The sequence below is a fragment of the Clavibacter lycopersici genome, from assembly GCF_003576405.1.
In the GTDB taxonomy this organism is placed as follows: Bacteria; Actinomycetota; Actinomycetes; order Actinomycetales; family Microbacteriaceae; genus Clavibacter; species Clavibacter lycopersici.
The window spans coordinates 1-19,408 of record NZ_QWGT01000027.1; the positions used below are offsets into that span (position 1 = coordinate 1).

The following is a 19,408-nucleotide window of genomic DNA, read 5'->3' on the forward strand; positions in this document are numbered from 1 at the left end:
GGCCTCGACGACGCGCGCGCCGATCGGTGCGCGGCGCTCGCGGTCGCGGGAATGCAGGGCATCATCGGGGCCTGGCTCGTGCGCCGCGACGCGGGAGCCGACCGGGACGCCGAGCAGGCCGTCGCCGACCTGTCCCGGGCGCTCGCGCTGCTGGCGGAGGACGGCGGGCGCTGATCCTGCGGCTCGCGTCACGGCGGCGTGTCTCGGGGGCGTGTCGCGGGGGCGTCAGTCCGGCGGCGCTCGCCGCTCCCGTCATGGACCTGTTCAGCGGTTGTGGAAATGCGTTCCCTAGGATCACGGGTCGGGGCTCCGCCGTCCGCGCTGCCCCGCACGCCGTCCACGGCTCCGCCGTCCCCGCACCCCGCACCACGACGCCCGACCCCCCGACAGAACGAGAGGCCGCATGAGCGCCATCCAGGCAGTGACCCCCGGCGAGATCCACCCGAGCGAGGGATACGACGGCTTCGTCGGCTGGGTCCTCTCGCTCATCGAGACGCTGGGGGAGGTGGGCGTCGGCCTCGCCGTCCTCATCGAGACGTTCGTGCCGCCGATCCCGTCCGAGGCGATCCTCCCCGTCGCCGGCTTCCTCGCCTACGAGGGCCGGATGAGCGCATGGGGCGCGTGGGCCGCGGCCACCATCGGAGCGCTCGTCGGAGCGCTCATCTGGTACGCGATCGGCGCCGCGCTCGGCCGGGACCGCACGCGCCGGCTCGTCGGCCGGATCCCGCTGCTCGACCACGCCGACTTCGACAAGGCCGAGGCGTTCTTCACGCGCTGGGGCGGCACCGCCGTGCTCCTCGGCCGGTGCGTGCCGCTCGTGCGCTCCTTCATCTCCATCCCGGCGGGCATCGAGCGCATGCCGATCTGGCGGTTCTCCTTCTACACGGTCGTCGGATCCGGCGCCTGGAACGCCATCTGGGTCGGCCTCGGCTTCGCGTTCGGCCCGGCGATCCGCCCGGTTCTGGAGGAGTGGAGCGGCCTGATCTCGTACGCGGCCGTCGGTGTCATCGCGCTGCTCGTCGTGTGGTTCATCGTGTCGCGGCTGATCCGGCGGGCGCGGGCGGCCTGAGGCCGGGCGGCCTGACGCGGGCGGCGCCCTGACCGCCGCGCCGCTCCTCTGCCAGGCTGGAACCCATGCAGATCCCCGGCGCCAGCGCCGCTCCCGACGCCGTGTCCGCTCCCGACGCCCCCGCCGAGATCCTCGTCCTCCGCGCCATCAAGCTCGGCGACATCCTCGTGGCCGTCCCCGCGCTCCGCGCCATCCGCCGCGCGCACCCCGACGCCCGCATCTCGCTCGCCACCACCGGCTGGCTCGCGCCCGTCGTGCGGCTCCTCGGCATGGTCGACGAGCACCTCCCGCAGCAGGGATTCGACCACCCCATCGCGCGCGAGCCCGGCACGGTCGACCTCGCGATCAACCTGCACGGCGCCGGCATCGAGAGCCGCACCCTCCTCCACGAGCTGCGCGCGCACCGCACCCTCGGCCACGCCGCCCCCGAGCTCGACGGGATGCCCGCCGCCGACGGCCCCGCCTGGGAGGACCACGTCCTCGAGCGCTACCGCTGGGCCCGGCTCGTCTCCTGGCACGGCATGCCCGCGGATCCGGACGACGTCGGCATCCTCGTGCCCGCCGAGCCGCCCGTCGCCGAGCACGCCGTCGTGATCCACGTGGGCGCCGCCTACGGATCCCGCCAGTGGCCCGTCGACCGCTTCGCCGAGGTCGCCCGCGCGCTCGCCGACGAGGGCCGCACGGTCGTCTTCACCGGATCCGACAAGGAGCGCGAGCGCGCCCTCGAGGTCGCGGCGATCGCGGGCATGCCCACGGAGACCGTGCTCGCGGGCGAGCTCGCCCTCGACGCCTTCGCCGGGATCATCGCGGCCGCCGACCTCGTCATCTCCGCCGACACCGGCGCCGCCCACCTCGCGACCGCCTACGGCATCCCCTCGGTCGTGATCTTCGGCCCGGCCCCGCCCGAGGAGTGGGGCCCGCCCGCGTCCGGCCCGCACATCGTGCTGACCGACGCGTCGAAGCGCCTCGGCGACACCTTCTCGGCGATCCCGGATCCGGCCCTCCTCGCGATCACCCCGGCCCACGTCCTCGAGGCTGCCCGCTCCCTCGACGGCCACCGCGTGATCCGCCCCCTCACAGGCGAGCCCCGCGACTGACCCGCCGCCCGGCTCAGCTCGCCGCTGCCGCCGGCGCGCGTCAGCTGTAGTCCGCGAACACCGTCCCCGCCGCCCCGTCGAGCCGCACCGTGCCGCCGTGGGGCAGGATCCACTGCGGCCGCGTGTGCCCGAACGGCACGCCCACGCACACCACGGCGCGCGGGTTGTAGCGGGAGATCTGCTCGATGACGGTGTCGCGCTGCTCGGCACGCAGCCGCGCGCGCTCCTCGGGCGAGGGTGCAGGCGATCCGAGCACGATGGTCGCCGGCCGCGCGACGAGCACGCCCGCGACGACGTCGAGGATCCCGCGCTCGCCCAGCCCGCGCACCCAGCGCTTCACGCTGGCAGCCGACGGCACCTCCTCGCTCGTCTCGAGCAGCAGGATCCCGCCCTCCAGCTTCGCCACCTCCGGCATGCGCCCGGCCATCGCGATCTGGTCGATCACCTCGATGCACCCGCCCCATGTCGGCCCTTCCACCGTCTTCGCGGGCCCCGCCCACTTCCACGGCTCGGTCGCATCGCGGGGGCCGTACTCGGTGAGCGCCCGAGGATCCGCCCAGTCGATCCCGTGGTCCTCCGACTCCCCGGGCTCGGTGATCTCCAGCGTCCCGCCCTCGATCAGCGCGGCGCGCAGCGACCGCAGGTGCACGTCGTCGATGGCGGGCCCCGCGCCGAGGTGCACCTGCGTGGATCCGCCGTAGAAGGAGGGGATGCCGAGCCCGGCGAGCAGGTTGTGCAGGTTCGTGTTGTCGCTGTAGCCGAGGAAGGGCTTCGGGTTGCGGGCCAGCTCCTCGATGTCGACGTGCGGGACCACCGTGACCTGGTCGTCCCCGCCGATGGTCGAGACGATCGCGCGGATGGAGTCGTCGGCGAACGCGGCCGTGATGTCGGCGGCCCGATCCTTCGCCGACGCCCCGAGCCGCCGTGTGGTGGGGTACTCGACGGGGATCAGCCCGGTCGCCTCCTGCAGCCGCCGCATCGCCTGCTCGTGCACCTCGGGCGCGACGGCGGGCGCCGCGAACGCGGGCGACAGCACCGCCACCCGGTCTCCCGTCTTCGCCTTGGGCACGGACTTGCGGAACCGGGAGGAGGTGGAGGGGATCATGCGCTCATGCAAGCAGGCGCGGCTGGCGTCCCGCCCTACGGCCCGCCCAGCCAATGGTCGATCCGGTGGTGATCCGGGCTGAACCCGTGCCCCACGCCCCAGATGACCGCCTGGGTGCGGCTCTGCACCTGGATCTTCCGGTAGATCGAGCGGATGTAGCTCTTCACCGTGTTCGGGCTGAGGTAGGTGAGCGACGCCACCTCCTGGTTGCTCTTGCCCTGCGTGATGAGGGCGAGGATCTCCGACTCGCGGTCCGTGATCCCCTCGCGCTTGCCCGGCCAGTCGAGCGCGGCGGCGCTCGCGGTGCGCGCCGGCGCGTCCATGAAGAAGGGCTCGCCCGCGTGCACCCGCTCGAGCGCCTCCACGAGCTCGCGCGCCGGCAGCGCCTTGGAGAGGTAGCCGTGCACGCCCTGCCTGCGTGCGTCGGCGACGAGCTCCGGCTGGAAGTTCCAGGTGTAGACGACCACCTTGTGCGCGCGCGGGTTCCGCACGAGCTCCGCGATCTCGTGGTGGTCCGACTCCGGCTGCGCGAACGAGTCGTAGAGCACGATGTCGATCTCGTCGGAGAGGGCCGCGTTCGCGTCGATCTCGGCGACCAGCACGCGATCGCGGTAGTCGTCGAACATGTGGGCGAGACCCTTCAGCACCACGTCGTAGTCGTCGACGAGCGCGATCGTGACGGGGCGGGTGCGTGTGGCGGGCATGGATCCACCGTCCCACCCCCAGGGGTGTGCTGCCACACCCCGCAGGGTGGTTGGTTGGAGTCATCGCCCCGAACGGGCACCACCGCGCGTCTTCCTGACGTGCTCGCACAGAAGAGAGATCACCATGCTCGGACTCATCATCAGCCTCATCGTCATCGGCCTCATCGCCGGATTCATCGCCCGCGCGGTCATCCCCGGCCGCCAGAGCATGTCGATCCTCATGACCATCGTGCTCGGCATCGTCGGCTCGTTCGTCGGCGGATTCCTCGCGTTCCTGCTGTTCCAGCGCGACGCGATGGACGGCTTCTTCCAGCCCGCCGGCATCATCGGCTCGATCATCGGCGCCATCATCGTGCTGTTCATCTACGTGAAGGTCGGCGGCCGCAAGTCCGTGCGCCGCTGAACACGGCCGGGCGACCCGTCGATGCGCTGGCGCGCACCTGACGACAGCCGGTAGTGGAAGACGAGGAGGGGCGGGCGGCCGAGGAGGCTGCTCGCCCTTTCGCGTACCCGGGTCAGGTGTCCGTCGGCCCCAGCAGCGGCGCCCGCGGATCCAGCAGCACCGAGCGGGCGGCAGAGCCGAAACCGTGCATCGCCTGCCGCCAGTAGGCCCGTGGCGCGACGCCGCAGGCGCGGAGGGCAGCGCGGTGATCGGCGACGATCACCGTCGCCGCGCCCGCCGCGACGACCGTCCACGCGCCGCCGATGAGCGCGCGCAGTGGAGCGGGGGTGTCGCGGAAGCCCGTGCGGAGGCGGTCGATCTGGAAGCGGACGTGGTTGCGCTCGTCGTCCGCGATGCGCTCGCCGAGGGCTCGCAGCGCGGGATCCGGGGCGTGGTCGGCGAGGGCGTGGAAGTAGCCCGTCGCGACGGTCTCCGCGATGAGGAACAGGCTGATCTCCGTCCGCAGCCCCAAGAGGCGCCGCAGCCGGGTGAACGCCGCGTCCGTCCAGTGCGCGGGGAGCGCGGGCGCCTCCAGGTGGTCGAGCGCGCGGAGGAACAGGGCCGCGTGCTTCTGCTCCTCCTGCACGAGCAGCGCGAGCGCGTGCGTGTAGGCGGGATCGCCCGCGGCCGCGGCCATGCTCAGCAGGTGCGTCCCCTCGCCGCTCTCGCCGAGCGCGAACCGCTGGAACGAGCGGACGAACGCTCGGCGCGTGCGGGCGTCCATCGGCGAGGGGGCGCCGTCCGGGATCAGCTCCTCGGGCGTCAGGTGCCGGTCGGCGTTCCGGTGGAAGCGGGCGACCCAGTCGGCGGCGGTGCCCATGCGGTGCGGCTGGTCCGCGCTCGGGCGGTCGTGCGACGGTGTGGTTCTCTGCGTGATCGAGGTCATGTCGTCACGCTAGGAGCGGGTGTCCCGCCGCCTCGCCGGGCGCAGGAGGGACGCCGGGGGTCGCCGCGGGGTATCCCTCGGCGGCGAGGTGGTCAGGGAGGCGGACGCCGGCTACGTCGCAGGTCCCACGGCCCGTCGGGTGGCGGGATCGCGGGCAGTGCGTGATCGCCGCCGTCCGTGGCGCATGATGGGGATGCGCGCACCGCCGGATGAGCGGTCCGCGCCCCGTCGGGGATCCCGGCCACGACGACGACGTCGCCGGCCGCCCTTCTCCGGGGACCCCGACTCATCGCCGCCGCCGAGCATCCCGGCACCGGGCGGACCGCCGATCACCCGAGCGGGGCGCCCACGAGAGGAACCACCATGAGCATGGAAGGCGCGGCCTGGAGCTCGCTCTACAAGATCTCGAGCGCCAGGGACGGCAGGAACGGCATCTCCCGCGAGTCCGTGAAGCGGATCCTGACGTTCGCGGTGCCGTACCGGGCGAAGCTCGTGCTCTTCATCGCGCTGTCCGTCGTCGGCGCGTTCCTCGCGGTGGCGACCCCGGTGCTCGCAGGCCGGGTGGTCGACGTCATCGTCGCCCGGGGCGAGGTCGGCACGATCGTGTGGCTCGCCGTCGTCATCGCCCTCGTGGCCGTCGCCGACGCCGCCGTGTCGCTCGTGACGCGCTGGTATTCGGCGCGGATCGGCGAGGACGTGATCCTCGACCTCCGCACCGCCGTGTTCGACCACGTGCAGAAGATGCCGATCGCGTTCTTCACCCGCACGCGCACGGGCGCCCTCGTGAGCCGCCTCAACAACGACGTGATCGGCGCGCAGCAGGCCTTCAGCGGCACGCTGTCCGGCGTGGTCACGAACCTCGTGGCGCTCATCCTCACGCTCATCGTCATGCTCAGCACGTCGTGGCTCGTGACGGTGCTCGCCGTGATCATGCTCCCCATCTTCCTGATCCCCGCGCGCCGCATGGGCGGCCGCCTCGCGGCGCTGCGCCGCGAGGCCGCCGACCACAACTCCGCCATGAGCACGCAGATGACCGAGCGCTTCTCCGCGCCCGGCGCCACCCTCGTGAAGCTGTTCGGCCGGCCCGACGAGGAGGCCGAGGAGTTCCGCGTGCGCGCCGCCCGCGTCCGCGACATCGGGGTCCGGAGCACGATGCTGCAGTTCGTCTTCTTCACCGCGCTGATGCTCGTCTCCGCCCTGGCTCTCGCTCTCGTGTACGGGCTCGGCGGCGTCCTCGCGCTCGGCGGCCAGCTGGACACCGGCGAGGTCGTCACGCTCGCGCTCCTCCTCACCCGCCTCTACGCGCCGCTCACCAGCCTCGCGAACGCCCGGGTGGAGATCATGAGCGCGGTGGTCAGCTTCGAGCGCGTCTTCGAGGTGCTGGATCTCGAGCCGCTCATCCGGGAGAAGCCGGACGCCGTGTCCGTCCCCGAGGGCCCGGTGGCCGTCGAGTTCGACGACGTGCGCTTCGCCTACCCGTCCGCGGACAAGGTGTCCCTCGCCTCCCTCGAGGAGGTGTCGACGCTCGACACCCGAGGCGGCGAGGAGGTGCTGCACGGCGTGTCCTTCCGGATCGAGCCGGGGCAGACCGTCGCGCTCGTCGGCACGTCCGGTGCCGGCAAGTCGACGATCGCGCAGCTCCTCTCGCGCCTGTACGACGTGGACAGCGGCGCCGTGCGACTCGCGGGGACGGACGTGCGCGACGTCACCTTCGCCTCCCTGCGGCACACCCTCGGCATGGTGACGCAGGACGGCCACCTGTTCCACGAGACGATCCTCTCCAACCTGCGCCTGGCCAGGCCCGAGGCGACGGACGACGAGGTGTGGGACGCCGTCCGACGCGCGCGGCTCGAGCCGCTCATCCGCTCGCTGCCGGATCAGCTCGACACCATGGTGGGCGAGCGCGGCTACCGGCTCTCCGGCGGCGAGCGCCAGCGGATGACCATCGCGCGGCTGCTGCTCGCCCGCCCGCGCGTCGTCATCCTCGACGAGGCGACGGCCGCGCTCGACTCGACCTCGGAGGCCGCCGTGCAGGCCGCGCTGAGCGAGGCGCTCGAGGGCCGGACGGCCCTGGTCATCGCCCACCGCCTCTCCACCATCCGCAGCGCCGACCTGATCCTCGTGGTCGAGGACGGCGCGATCGTCGAGCGCGGCACGCATGACGAGCTGCTGGCCGCGGCCGGGCGGTACGAGGAGCTGCACCGGACCCAGTTCGAGGTCCAGAAGTCCGTCGCGGCGGAGGAGGAGGCGGACGCTCTGAGCTGAGCTGAGGCGGACGCCGAGCCCGGCCCTCGGATCCGCCCCTCACCTCACGCGAACACCCGCCGCACCACCTCGTGCTCCTGCTCGAGGCCGTCCCACTCGTCGGATCCGTCGGGCCGGGTCGACTCGTTCACCATCGCGAGCGCGCCCCGGTACCCGGCGTCCTGCAGCACGCGGAGGGAGCGGGCGTAGTCGACGTCGTCGAGGCGGCCGTCCGCGTCGCGGTGCGCCTTCGCGTGGCACGTGACGGCGAGGTCGGCGATGCGGGCCAGCTGCTCGTGCTTGTCCGGCATGGTCCAGTTGCCGAGGTCGATGAGGAGGCGCACGCCGTCCGCGGCGTCGAGGAGCGTGCGCACGGAGTCGGCGTCGGGCAGCAGCTCGCGCCAGTTCTCCGTGACCACCGCGACGCCGGGATGCGCGGCCGCCAGCCGGGACAGTCGCCGCGCGCTCGCCGCCAGCAGCTCCGGGGTGGGCGCGGTCCGGCCGGCGACGACGCGCGCGTGGTGCGCGCCGAGCGCCTCCGCGTCGCCGAGGCGGTCGGAGATCCACCGCTCGTGCTGGTCGGCGTCGGTCGGGTGCACGAGGTCGCCGTCGTCGACGAGGAACGCGTCGAGCGTGATCCCGGAGGCCGCGAGCGAGGCGCGCAGGTCGGCGAGGTACGCCGGATCCCGCGTGGGCAGCTGGAAGTGGGTTATCTGCACGGCCCGGTAGCCGCGCCGCGCGAGCTCCGCCGGGAGGTCGAGGAGGTCGAGCGCTCCCGCTGCCCGGCCGCCGGCCGTGGTGGGGCCGGATCCGTCCGGGCCCGGCACCCGAGGACGCCCGAGCATCCCGTCGAGGGACCAGGCGTGGACGGCCTTGTCGGTGGGTCGCGTGGAGCCGGTGGCCGGGGTCGGGCCGGTCATCGGATCGCTCCGCGGACGTCGTCGCTGGCGGTCATGCGGCCTCCCGGGTCGCCCGCGTCGGCGCGGGGCATGCGTACGATCGTAGGGCGGGCATGCCGTCGCGTCACGGCCGATCTCCGGCCCGAGCCGCTCGGCGCACGTCCCGAACCCCCGATCACCGCCGAACGAGGAGCGCCATGGACATCGTCGTCTGGAACGAGAACGTGCACGAGAGCCGAGGGGATGCGACCGTCCTGTCGCACTACCCGGACGGCATCCACCAGGTCGTAGCGGACGGCCTCCGCGAGCTGCTCGGCGAGGACGCGAACGTGTCCACCGCCACGCTCCAGGAGGATCAGCACGGCCTCACGGAGGAGCGCCTCGCCGCGACCGACGTCCTCTACTGGTGGGGCCACGTCGCGCACGGCGAGGTGTCCGACGAGGTGGTCGCGCGCGTGATCCGCCACGTGCACGCCGGCATGGGCCTCGTCGTCCTGCACTCCGGCCACTACTCGAAGGTCTTCACGCGCCTGATGGGCACGACGTGCTCGCTCAAGTGGCGGAACGACGGCGAGCGCGAGCTGGTCTGGACCATCGCGCCGCAGCACCCGATCGCGCAGGGCGTCCCGCACCCGATCGTGATCGACCGGCAGGAGATGTACGGCGAGCAGTTCGACATCCCGCGCCCCGACGAGGAGGTGTTCCTCTCCACCTTCGCGGGCGGCGAGGTCTTCCGCTCCGGCGTCGCGTACCACCGCGGTCGCGGCCGCGTCTTCTACTTCTCGCCCGGCGATCAGGAGTACCCCGTGTACCACCACCCCGACATCCGCCGCGTGCTCGCGAACGCCGCCGAGTGGGTCGCGCCGCGGGACGGCCGCGCCGACCTCTCGGCCGACGAGCACCCGCGCGACTGGTTCCTCGCCCGATGAGCGCCGCGAAGCAGCCGGCCGCATCCGCCGCTCCCGCCGGCCCGACCGTCCCCGCCTACGACGGCCCGCGCGTCCGCGTGATCCACGTCGGCCTCGGCGGCTGGGGCGGCGACTGGGCGCGCAACGCGGTCCCGGCCGTCGCCGAGATCGAGGTCGCTGCGATCGTGGATCCGAGCGAGCCCACCCGCGAGAAGGCGCGCACCCTCCTCGGACTCCCCGCTGACGTCGCGTTCGCCTCGCTCGCCGACGCGCTCGCCGCGGTGGAGGCGGACGCCGTCATCATCACCGCGCCCGCCGTCACGCACGCGCCGCTCGCGCTGGAGGCGCTCGAGGCCGGCAAGCACGTGATCGTGGAGAAGCCGTTCGCGAACTCCACCGCCGAGGCCGCCGCCGTGGTCCGCCGCGGCGAGGAGCTCGGGCTCATCGTGCAGGTCAGCCAGAACTACCGCTGGTACCCGGCGCCGCGCCGCGTGCGCGAGCTGCTCGCGGCCGATGCGCTGGGCGAGGTCGCGACCATCGAGATCGACTTCCGCCAGTGGGACAACGACGAGCCCGAGGACTACCCGCACTACCGGTTCCCGCAGCCGATCATCAACGACATGGCCATCCACCACTTCGACCTGATCCGCATGGTCACGGGCCGCGAGGCCGTGCGCGTGTTCGCGCGCACCAGCCGCCCGTCGTTCAGCCACTACCGCGATCCCGCGGTCGCCTCCATGGTCATCGAGCTGGAGGGCGGCCTCATCGTCGACTACCGCGGCAGCTGGCTGCACCGCGGACCGGTCACGCCGTGGGCCGGTGAGTGGCGCATCTCCGGCGAGGACGGCGAGCTGACCTTCACGAGCCGCGGCGAGGGCGTCTCGGCCGACCGGGTCGGGATCCGCGACGCCGACGGCGCCGAGCGCGAGCTCGACCTCGAGACCCTGCCGCTCATCGGCCGCGCCGCGGGCCTCCGGGCCTTCGCCCTCTCGATCCTCGGCGGCCCGCCGCCCGAGACGAGCGGCCGCGACAACCTCGGCAGCCTCGCGCTGATGGAGGCCGCGGGCCGCTCGGCCGAGTCGGGCCGCTTCGAGGACGTGGTGGATCCGCTCGCCGAGTAGCGCACCGCTCGCGGGACCGGCCCGGCTGCGCCCAGGAATAGCCGGGCCGCGTCCCGCATTGTGAACCCCGAGGCCCGACGGCGTGCCGCATCCCCGACATCGACCGAAGGATCCGCCATGACCCTCACCGAGGACACCACCACCACGCCCGCATCCACCGAGCGCACCGCCGACACGGCCGTGCCGATCGTGCGCGAGCTCGACACCCGCTGGAGCCCCCGCTCCTTCGACAAGGACGCCACCGTCTCCGACCAGCAGCTCGACGCGCTGCTCGAGGCCGCGCGCTGGGCTCCCTCCGGCAGCAACCAGCAGCCGCGCCGCTTCATCGTCGCCCGCCGCGGCACGCACGCGTTCGACACCATCGTCGACGCGCTCGTCGGCTTCAACGCCGCGTGGGCCGTCAACGCCGGCGCGCTCATCGTCGCGATCGCGGAGACCTCCACGGTCGAGGGCGAGAAGCGCCCCTACGCCGCGTACGACCTCGGCCAGGCCGTCGCCCACCTCTCCGTGCAGGCGCAGGCCGAGGGCCTGCACACGCACCAGATGGCCGGCGTCGAGTTCGACAAGCTGTCCGCCGCGTTCGACCTGCCCGAGAACCTGCAGCCGCTCACCGTCACCGCGGTCGGCACGGTCGCCCCCGCCGACGCGCTCGAGGGCCCGCTGGCCGAGCGCGAGACCGCGCCGCGCACGCGCCTGCCGCTGTCCGAGCTGGTGCTCGTCCGCGAGTAGCCGCACCCCGCGCAGCAGCGGCCGCCGACCCTCGGGTCGGCGGCCGCTCGTGCGCCCGGGGAGCGTGCGTCAGGCGCCGAGCACCCGGCCGATGAGGTCCTGCACGAACGGGATCGCGTCCTGCACCTGGTCGACGCTCGCGATGCTGGTGGCGACGAGCGGCCACGTGGATCCGACGAGCGTCGCGACCACGGTCGACACGGCGGCGATCCACGCGACGCGGCCGTCCCGGGTGCGGGCGGCGATCCCGAGCGTCACGAGGGCGACGAGCAGCGACACCCCGACGCCGAGCGCGATGAGGGTCACGGGCACGTCGAGCTGCCCGGCGGTCGCCGCGTCGGCCGCGCCGATGAACCCGAGCACGGGCAGCAGCACGGCGACCACGACCACGGCGGCCACGACCAGCCCGGTCACAGCGGCCGCGCGCGTGGCCCGCGGGCGGCGGCGGGAGACCGCGCCGGCCATGCGCGCGCTCATCTTCCCGCTCCGGCGACGGTGAGGTGTGCGGGCTGCGCGGCACGGGATCCGCGGGTCGGGTCGATCATGGCTGCTCCTGTTCGGTGGTGCGTCACCCAGGAGACGGGACGGGCGCGGGCGTCGTCTCGCCCGCGCAGGAGGCACCCAGCTGGGAGGCCGGGACGTTCGCTCGGCGGACTGGCCTGCGGGCCCGCCCTTCGCTCCGCGGATCGGCGACCTCGACGGCATGCCCGCCGAGGGGCCGCATCCGACCCGCGAGGCCGCGGAGGAGGCGGCCCGGCTCGTGCTCGACGCGGTCTGCGGCGGCGACGACTGAGGGCGGATCCCCGGGATGGCGCGACCGCTCGCGTAGGCTCCGGCAGGCGACCCGCGTCCCGGAGGTCGGCGATCCGCCGCCCGGTCCGCCGGTCGCGTCCCCACGAGACCGACCGGAACCGGAGCCCCCTCATGACCGAGATCCTCGACTACGTCCGCACCTGGCTCGACCACCGCGTCTGGCAGACCCGCGTCCCCGGCGCGCAGGTCGCGATCGCCCGGCACGGCGAGGTCGTGCTGTCGGAGGCGTACGGCGTCGCGGATCCCACCACCGATGCCCCGCTCACCCCCGCGCACCTGTTCCGGGTCGCGTCGCACTCCAAGACGTTCACGGCGACCGCGATCCTGCAGCTCGCCGAGCAGGGCGCCCTCCGCCTCGACGACCGGCTCGGCCAGCACGTGCCCGAGCTCGCCGAGTCCGGATCCGAGCTCGCCGACGTCACCGTCGCGTCCCTCCTCGAGCACGGCGCGGGCGTCCTCCGCGACGGCCCCGACGGCGACCACTGGCAGCACTCCGGCCCGTTCCCGGACCGCGCGCACCTCCTCGCCATCGCGACCTCGCCCGGCATCGCGAAGGTCGCGCCCGACACCGCGTTCAACTACTCCAACGTCGGATACGCGCTGCTCGGACTCGTGGTCGAGTCCGCGTCCGGCCTCTCGTACGCGGAGTACCTCGCCGAGCGGATCGCCGCCCCGCTCGGCCTCCGCGACACCACCGCCGAGCACGTCCCCGAGCGCGCGGACGAGTACGCGGCGGCGAGCACCTCGCTCCGCACCTCCCGCGAGCGCTCCGTCCTCCCGCACGTCGACACCCGCGCGATGGCCGCCGCCACGGGCGTGACGAGCACCGCATCCGAGATCGTCGCGTTCCTCTCCGCGGTCGTGCTGCCGGACGACGAGCGGCTCCTCTCGGCGGCGTCGAAGCGGATCCAGCAGCGGCCGCGCTACGGCACCGGCGCGGATCCTGCGGGCCCCCGCCGCTACGGCTACGGCCTCATCATCGAGCGCGTCGGATCCGGCGAGCACGAGGCCACCGTGCTCGGCCACTCGGGCGGGTACCCCGGCCACATCACGCGCACGGCGGTGGATCCCGCGAGCGGCTGGGCCGTCAGCGTCCTCACCAACGCCATCGACGGCCCCGCGTCGGCGCTCAGCACGGGCATCCTCGAGCTGCTGCTCGCCGACTCCGCGGCCACCGACGCCGAGCGGGCCGCGGTCGACGCGCCCTTCACCGGCCGCTTCGCCAACATGTGGGGCCTGCAGGACTTCGAGGTCGTCGGCGACCGCTTCCTCCGCATCGACCCGACGGCCGAGCACCCGCTCGACCAGGTGGACGTGCTCGAGCGCACGGGCGACTCCTCGGCGCGCATCGTCGAGGGCGAGGGGTTCGGATCCGTCGGCGAGGAGGTCACGGCCGACCGCGGCCCCGACGGATCCGTCGACCGGATCCGCGCGGGCGGCGGCATGACGCTCGAGCCCGAGACCCGCGCGTGGGTCCCGAGGTCGCGCGGCTGAGGCTCCGGCCGGGCGCGCGAACCGCCCAGCCACCTCCGCTCCACCTCCCGGAAGGATCCGCGTCACGCGCGGTGCATACGGTGCCGGAGGCCGCACGGCCGCCCGCCCGTCCGACGAGAGGCACGATCATCCCCACCCCGTTCCGGCGTCCCCGCGCCCGCACCGCGACGCTGCTGTCGACCACCACGATCCTCGGCCTGCTGCTCACCGGCACCGGCGTCACCGCCGCGACCGCCGCCGACGCGCCCACGACGCCCGCCGCGTCCGCGTCGCCCGTCGTCCCGGCCCCCATCGCGCCCTTCGACCAGGCCACGCTCGACGCGCCCTACCCGTCGAACAGCACCTACGACTTCGTGCCGATGCTCGACTCCTTCACGGCGCTGAAGGCGAACCGGCCCGACATCATGAAGCTGAACGACAAGAAGACCATCACGATCAACCAGGCCGCCACGAAGGCGCAGTCGGCCCGGGCGATCATCGACCAGTACGCCGACATGTCCATCACGATGTCCGACGGCCTCGGCAAGGGCCTGGGCGAGATCTACCGCACGGCGCGCGAGGCGGGCCAGCTGCCGAAGACGGATGCGCTGCTCGCCAAGAACGGCGGCCTCGTCGGCAAGTACTCCTCGACGAACCCCGTGAAGACGTACTTCGCGAACCCGCGGCCGTACGTCGCGTTCCCGCTGAAGCTCAAGTACCGCGACAAGCCGAACGGCAACGCGTGGGCCGGCCAGGACGGCTCGTACCCCAGCGGCCACACCTCGCAGGCGTTCTGGCAGGGCACCGCGCTCGCGACGATGCTCCCGGAGCTCGCGCCGCAGATCCTCGCCCGCGCGTCCGACGCCGGCGACAACCGCATCATCATGGGCGCGCACTACCCGCTCGACGTGATGGCCGGACGCATGATGGGCCAGAAGATCGTCGAGCGCCGCTGGTCCGACCCGTCGTTCCGCACGCTGTTCGAGCAGGCGTCGACCGAGCTGCGCACGGTGCTCGAGGCCAAGTGCGGCGCCGAGCTCTCCGTCTGCATCGCGAAGGACAAGCCGTACCTGCCCACCGCGCAGGCGCTGAAGGTCTACGAGCAGCGCATGAGCTACGGCTTCCCGCTGGTCGGCAACCAGGGCGAGCCGATGACGGTGCCCACCGGTGCCGAGTCGCTCCTCATCTCCAGCCACCCGGATCTCACGCCCGAGCAGCGCCGCCAGGTGCTCGCGCTCACCGCGATCGACTCGGGAGAGCCGCTCGACGAGGGTACGGAGGGCAGCTGGCAGCGCATCGACCTCCCGGCGGCGATGGCCGCGAAGGTCGTCGTCACCTCCGACGGCACGGTCTCGCTCGTGAAGCCCGGGAAGCGCTGATCGGATCCGGGTCCGCGTACGCGAGAGGGGCGGGTGGCCGATGGCCGGATCCGCCCCTCTCGCGCGACGGGGCCGTGCGGAACCTGAGGTCTGGGCCACGGTCCGGTCACCCCTGGACGGGGTGATGGTGGTTGGAGCGATCGCTGGATACCGTCTGAGCAACGGGTACCGCCCGTCTGACTACCCAGCATGCGACCTGCCGACCCGATGGCCGGTCGCTTCGACGCAAGGTCGTACCCATGCAGTCCCTCGTTCCCGCGAGCCTCCCGACAACACCGTCCGTCCCCCTCCGCCGCGGTCCAGGTGCACGGATGCCTCGACTCATCACAGCGGTGACCGCCGTCTCGTCTCTGCTGATGGTGGGAGTCGTGACGGCAGGGCCCGCTGTCGCGGAGACCGCTCCTCGAGAGACAGCTCCCGCCGCTTCGGCGGAGGCGTCCGAGCCGGGTCGGTACATCGTGCAGCTCTCGGATGGTGTCGAGGCCGACGATCTATCGGGTGCGCGCATGGCGCCCATCGAGACGCTCCAGGAGTACACCTACGCGTTGAACGGCTTCGCCGCCGAGCTGGACGCCGTCCAGCTCGCGCAGCTGCGCGCGTCCTCGCGCGTCGAGAGCATCGTCCCCGATCAGATCGTGAGCGCCGACGCGGAGCGCACCTCCCCTCCGTGGGGCCTCGATCGCATCGACCAGAGGCCGCGAGCCGGTGACGGCGTGTACCGGTACTCGACGACGGGAGCCGGCGTCACGGCCTTCATCATCGACTCCGGGATCCGCACCACCCACGAGGAGTTCGGCGGTCGCGCGGTGAGCGGGTACGACTTCGTCAACCTCGATGCGGATGCGGAGGATTGCCTCGGTCACGGAACGCACGTGGCAGGGACGGTCGGAGGGGCGACCATGGGCGTGGCCAGCGATGTCAAGCTGGTAGCGCTCAAAGTGTTCGGTTGCGATCGCCAGGGGTGGACCAGCGACATGATCGCCGCCATGGACTGGACGATCGCGCACAAGCCCGCCGGGCCTTCGGTCATCAACATGAGCCTCGGTGGGTCGTTCCAATCCCCGTTCGTGGACGCCGTTGCGCGCGTCACCGCCGCAGGCATCCCGGTAGTGGTTTCCGCAGGAAACGAGACGACCGACGCGTGCACCCGCACGCCCGCGGCGGCACCCTCCGCGATCACCGTCGCTGCGACGGCGCAGGACGACTCTCGGGCGTCCTTCTCGAACTACGGTCCCTGCGTCGACGTCTTCGCGCCGGGTGCGGGGGTCCTGTCCGCCTATCCGACCTCGGATACCGCCACCACGTACATGAGCGGCACCTCGATGGCCGCGCCCCACGTCACCGGTGTGGTCGCGCGTCTGCTGCAACAGCAGCCGACGGCGTCGCCCGCCGCCATCGACTCGCTGCTTGCGGCTGATGCCACGCGCGACGCGGTCATCGACCCCGTCGGGTCGGCCAACCGGCTCCTGTACGCGCCTGCGGCAGCCGCGATCACCGCCGTCGCGCCGACGATCTCCGGCAGCGCCACGGTCGGATCGACCCTCACGGCGGTCCCAGGAGACTGGCAGCCGAGCCCGATCGAGTTCACCTACAAGTGGTACTCGAACGGCGTGCCGGTCGACGGCCAGGTGGCATCCACCTACGTGGTGCGCTCCGCCGATGTCGGCAAGAAGATCACCCTGACGGTCACCGGTTCGCGAACCGGCTACACGTCGCTGTCCCGCTCGAGCCAGGCGACGGTCACCGTGCCCGTACCCGCGGCGAACCCGCTCCTGCTCACGGCCACGCCGTCGCCGTCCATCAGCGGCCAGGTGGCCGTGGGATCGACCGTGACGGCCGTGACGGGGGTGTGGGCGCCCGCTCCCGTCACCTTCGCCTACCGCTGGTTCTCCGGCGGCGTCAGCATCTCCGGGGCGACGCTATCGACGTACCGAGTGACGGCGGCGGACGTCGGCAAGAAGATCACCGTGACGGTCACCGGATCCAAGGTCGGCTACGCATCCGTCTCACGGTCGAGCCCGGCCACCGTGACCGTGCCGGCTGCTGTCGTCACGCGGCCCCTCACCTCGACGCCGACTCCGACGATCCTCGGGACACCGACCGTCGGACAGAAGCTGACCGCGCGGACCGGGACCTGGCAGCCGTCGCCTGTCGCGTTGTCCTACCAGTGGAACAGGGATGGAGCTGCCATCGCCGGTGCCACCGCGGCCACGTACCTCGTCGCGGCTGCGGACGCGGGCACTCAGCTCAGTCTCTCCGTCACAGGGTCGAAGGCTGGCTACACAGCGGTGACCCGTACCAGCGCACCGCTCGCCAAGGTCGTCTCGAAGGTCGTTATCGGCACTACGCCGACGATCACGGGGTCGGGCGTCGTCGGACAGAAGCTCACGGCTGTTCCCGGTGCCTGGACCCCTGCACCGGTGGCCTACCGGTATGTGTGGATGCGCGACGGGGTCGCAATCGCCCGGGCCACCACGAGTAGCTACACCCCGACGACGGCGGACCGCGGGAGGACGCTCACGGTCAGCGTGACAGGCACGAAGGCCGGGTACGTGCCCTCCACGCGGGTAAGCGCAGGAAAGTCGATTCGCTAGGACACGCTCGGCGGTCGCGCGATGCGAATGTCACGTCGAGAGGGGCGGGTGGCCGATGGCCGCCCGCCCCTCTCGGCGTCCCGCGTGGTGCGCGGTCGCTACGCCGCGTCGACCAGGTTCCGCCGCGCGTCCGGCACGCAGTGCGTCATCACGAGGCCGGTCACGTCGCGCGGGCCGTTGTGGCCGAGGTTCGCGAGGCGCTCCCGCTCCTCCTCGGACAGCGTCTGCGACTGCAGCGGCGGCAGGTCCTTCACCTCGTCCAGCGTGATCCCGAGGCCATCGCCCACGCGGCGACCGAGGTCGTCCTCCACGAGGTAGAAGTGCCAGAGCATGCGCTCCTGCACCTCGCGCGACGCCTGCGAGATCAGGTCGACGAAGTTCGCGACGAGGTCGTCGCGCTCCCAGTCCTCCATGAGCAGGTAGCGCTGGCCGGCCTGCAGGTAGTCGGCGGTCAGCGGGATCCGCTTCCGCGTCAGGCGGCCCGTGATCTCCGGCCCCTGGTCGTCGTGCGTCGGGTACTGCCCCTCGCGGAGGCCGCCCGTGATCGACGGCTCGTAGTTGATGTGCGGGTTCTGGCCGCCGTGATCCTGGTGGAACGTCATCTGCCCGTCGCGCTGGTTCGTCGCCACCCTCGCGTGCTGCGGCGCGTTCACCGGCAGCTGCAGGTAGTTCGGTCCCACGCGGTACCGCTGCGCGTCCGAGTAGGAGAACGTGCGGCCGACGAGCATCTTGTCGTCGGAGAAGTCGAGGCCGTCCACCAGCACGCCGGTGCCGAAGGAGAGCTGCTCGTTCTCGGCGAAGTGGTTGGTCACGTTCCGGTCGAGCACCATCTTCCCCACCTTCTTCGGCGGGAAGTCGTTCTCCGGCCAGACCTTCGTGTCGTCCAGCGGGTCGAAGTCGAGCTCGGGGTGGTCGCCGTCGTCCATGAGCTGCACGCGGAGCTCCCACTCGGGGAGGTCGCCGCGCTCGATGGCCTCGTAGAGGTCCTTCGACGCGTGGCCGAGGTCGCCGCCCTGCACGACGGCCGCGTCGGCCTCGGTCATGCTGCTGACGCCGACCTTCGGGATCCAGTGGTACTTCACGAGCTTCGTGCCGCCGTCGGCGTCCACCCACTTGTAGGTGTTCACGCCGAAGCCCTGCATGTGGCGGTAGTCCGCGGGGATGCCGCGCGGGCTGAACAGGTTCATCAGCATGTGCATCGACTCGGGCGTCTGCGACATGAAGTCGAAGATGCGCGCCGGCTCCTGGCGGAACGTGACGGGGTCGGGCTTGAGGGAGTGGATCACGTCGGGGAACTTGATCGCGTCGCGGATGAAGAACACCCCGAGGTTGTTGCCGACCATGTCCCAGTTGCCGTCCTCCGTGTAGAACTTCACGGCGAACCCGCGCGGGTCGCGGGCGGCCTCGGAGGAGTCGCGGCCGCCGATCACGGTGGAGAAGCGGATCGCGACGTCGGTGCGCTTGCCGGGCTCCTGGAAGAGCTTGGCGCGCGTGTACTTCGCGACGGGCTCGTCGCCCCACGTGCCGGTGGCCTCGAAGTAGCCGAACGCGACGGCGCCGCGCGCGTGCACGACGCGCTCCGGGATCCGCTCGCGGTCGAAGTGGCTGATCTTCTCGAGGAACTGGTAGTTCTCCAGCGTCGCGGGGCCGCGGGCGCCGACGGTGCGCTGGTTCTGGTTGTCGTAGACGGGGTGGCCCTGGCGGTTCGTGAGGACCTCGCGGTCGTCGCCGTCGGCGGGACCCTGGGAGGAGACGTCGGTCATGGTCGTTCCTTTCGTCGTCGTCCCTCCAGCCTGCCGAGGGGCGCGCGACACGCCCAGGGCCGGGCGGCGACTCCCAGAGGATCACCCGGGGCGCGCCACGGATCCCCGGCGGCGGCGCACGAGGCCGACCGCGACCACGATCCCTCCGACGACCGCGAGCCCCGCCGCGATGGCGAGGTTCT

At 72.6% G+C, this 19,408-nt stretch carries 16 protein-coding genes; 10 read left to right on the top strand and 6 right to left on the bottom strand.

All coding sequences use genetic code 11. The features are described from left to right. Positions 1–403 precede the first annotated feature (403 nt). A complete protein-coding gene (locus DZG00_RS03530; RefSeq protein ID WP_119381524.1) occupies positions 404–1,069 on the top strand; it encodes a DedA family protein in 666 nt (221 codons plus the stop codon). 65 nt (positions 1,070–1,134) lie between these two features. Continuing rightward, positions 1,135–2,166: a glycosyltransferase family 9 protein gene (locus tag DZG00_RS03535; RefSeq protein WP_119381523.1), complete on the top strand. Its 1,032-nt coding sequence runs from the start codon at positions 1,135–1,137 to the stop codon at positions 2,164–2,166. Positions 2,167–2,206: 40 nt separating this feature from the next. Here DZG00_RS03535 and DZG00_RS03540 read toward each other — a convergent pair whose 3' ends face one another. Beyond that, positions 2,207–3,271, bottom strand: a complete 1,065-nt coding sequence (locus DZG00_RS03540; protein ID WP_119381522.1) for a S66 family peptidase — start codon at positions 3,269–3,271, stop codon at positions 2,207–2,209. Positions 3,272–3,306: 35 nt separating this feature from the next. After that, entirely contained in the window at positions 3,307–3,975 is a 669-nt protein-coding gene (locus DZG00_RS03545; RefSeq protein WP_119381521.1) for a response regulator transcription factor, read from the bottom strand. A 124-nt stretch (positions 3,976–4,099) separates the two neighbouring features. Here DZG00_RS03545 and DZG00_RS03550 point away from each other — a divergent pair, with 124 nt between their 5' ends. Next, on the top strand, positions 4,100–4,378 hold the full coding sequence (locus DZG00_RS03550) for a GlsB/YeaQ/YmgE family stress response membrane protein (protein WP_043584380.1): 279 nt from the start codon (positions 4,100–4,102) through the stop codon (positions 4,376–4,378). A gap of 112 nt (positions 4,379–4,490) precedes the next feature. Here DZG00_RS03550 and DZG00_RS03555 read toward each other — a convergent pair whose 3' ends face one another. Beyond that, positions 4,491–5,303, bottom strand: a complete 813-nt coding sequence (locus DZG00_RS03555; protein ID WP_233548882.1) for a ferritin-like domain-containing protein — start codon at positions 5,301–5,303, stop codon at positions 4,491–4,493. Positions 5,304–5,666: 363 nt separating this feature from the next. Here DZG00_RS03555 and DZG00_RS03560 point away from each other — a divergent pair, with 363 nt between their 5' ends. Beyond that, positions 5,667–7,568 (top strand): ABC transporter ATP-binding protein, encoded by a 1,902-nt coding sequence (locus DZG00_RS03560; protein WP_119381520.1) that lies wholly within the window; start codon positions 5,667–5,669, stop codon positions 7,566–7,568. Positions 7,569–7,612: 44 nt separating this feature from the next. Here the strand turns inward: DZG00_RS03560 and DZG00_RS03565 are convergent, their stop codons facing one another. Next, the gene (locus tag DZG00_RS03565) at positions 7,613–8,467 is read right to left on the bottom strand and encodes a sugar phosphate isomerase/epimerase family protein (RefSeq protein ID WP_119381519.1); all 855 of its coding nucleotides are present in this window, start codon (positions 8,465–8,467) and stop codon (positions 7,613–7,615) included. 176 nt (positions 8,468–8,643) lie between these two features. On the opposite strand from DZG00_RS03565, the gene DZG00_RS03570 reads away from it, so the two are divergent. The 3 genes from DZG00_RS03570 (at position 8,644) to DZG00_RS03580 (ending at position 11,204) form a co-directional block, all read left to right on the top strand. After that, the gene (locus DZG00_RS03570; protein ID WP_119381518.1) at positions 8,644–9,375 is read left to right on the top strand and encodes a ThuA domain-containing protein; all 732 of its coding nucleotides are present in this window, start codon (positions 8,644–8,646) and stop codon (positions 9,373–9,375) included. After that, entirely contained in the window at positions 9,372–10,475 is a 1,104-nt protein-coding gene (locus DZG00_RS03575) for a Gfo/Idh/MocA family protein (protein ID WP_233548880.1), read from the top strand. The genes DZG00_RS03570 and DZG00_RS03575 overlap by 4 nt, the downstream gene beginning before the upstream one ends. A gap of 117 nt (positions 10,476–10,592) precedes the next feature. Beyond that, positions 10,593–11,204, top strand: a complete 612-nt coding sequence (locus DZG00_RS03580) for a nitroreductase family protein (protein ID WP_119455388.1) — start codon at positions 10,593–10,595, stop codon at positions 11,202–11,204. 69 nt (positions 11,205–11,273) lie between these two features. Here DZG00_RS03580 and DZG00_RS03585 read toward each other — a convergent pair whose 3' ends face one another. Further along, positions 11,274–11,669: a hypothetical protein gene (locus DZG00_RS03585; protein WP_233550074.1), complete on the bottom strand. Its 396-nt coding sequence runs from the start codon at positions 11,667–11,669 to the stop codon at positions 11,274–11,276. Between the two features lie 459 nt (positions 11,670–12,128). On the opposite strand from DZG00_RS03585, the gene DZG00_RS03590 reads away from it, so the two are divergent. The 3 genes from DZG00_RS03590 to DZG00_RS03600 all read left to right on the top strand — a co-directional run bounded on the left by DZG00_RS03590 (position 12,129) and on the right by DZG00_RS03600 (position 17,463). Beyond that, entirely contained in the window at positions 12,129–13,511 is a 1,383-nt protein-coding gene (locus DZG00_RS03590; RefSeq protein WP_119382903.1) for a serine hydrolase domain-containing protein, read from the top strand. A gap of 71 nt (positions 13,512–13,582) precedes the next feature. Continuing rightward, a complete protein-coding gene (locus tag DZG00_RS03595) occupies positions 13,583–14,869 on the top strand; it encodes an acid phosphatase (RefSeq protein WP_119455390.1) in 1,287 nt (428 codons plus the stop codon). Between the two features lie 506 nt (positions 14,870–15,375). Beyond that, a complete protein-coding gene (locus DZG00_RS03600) occupies positions 15,376–17,463 on the top strand; it encodes a S8 family serine peptidase (RefSeq protein WP_375342492.1) in 2,088 nt (695 codons plus the stop codon). 98 nt (positions 17,464–17,561) lie between these two features. On the opposite strand, the gene DZG00_RS03605 is transcribed toward DZG00_RS03600, so the two are convergent. Continuing rightward, entirely contained in the window at positions 17,562–19,226 is a 1,665-nt protein-coding gene (locus tag DZG00_RS03605) for a catalase (RefSeq protein ID WP_119382566.1), read from the bottom strand. Between the last annotated feature and the right edge of the window lie 182 nt (positions 19,227–19,408).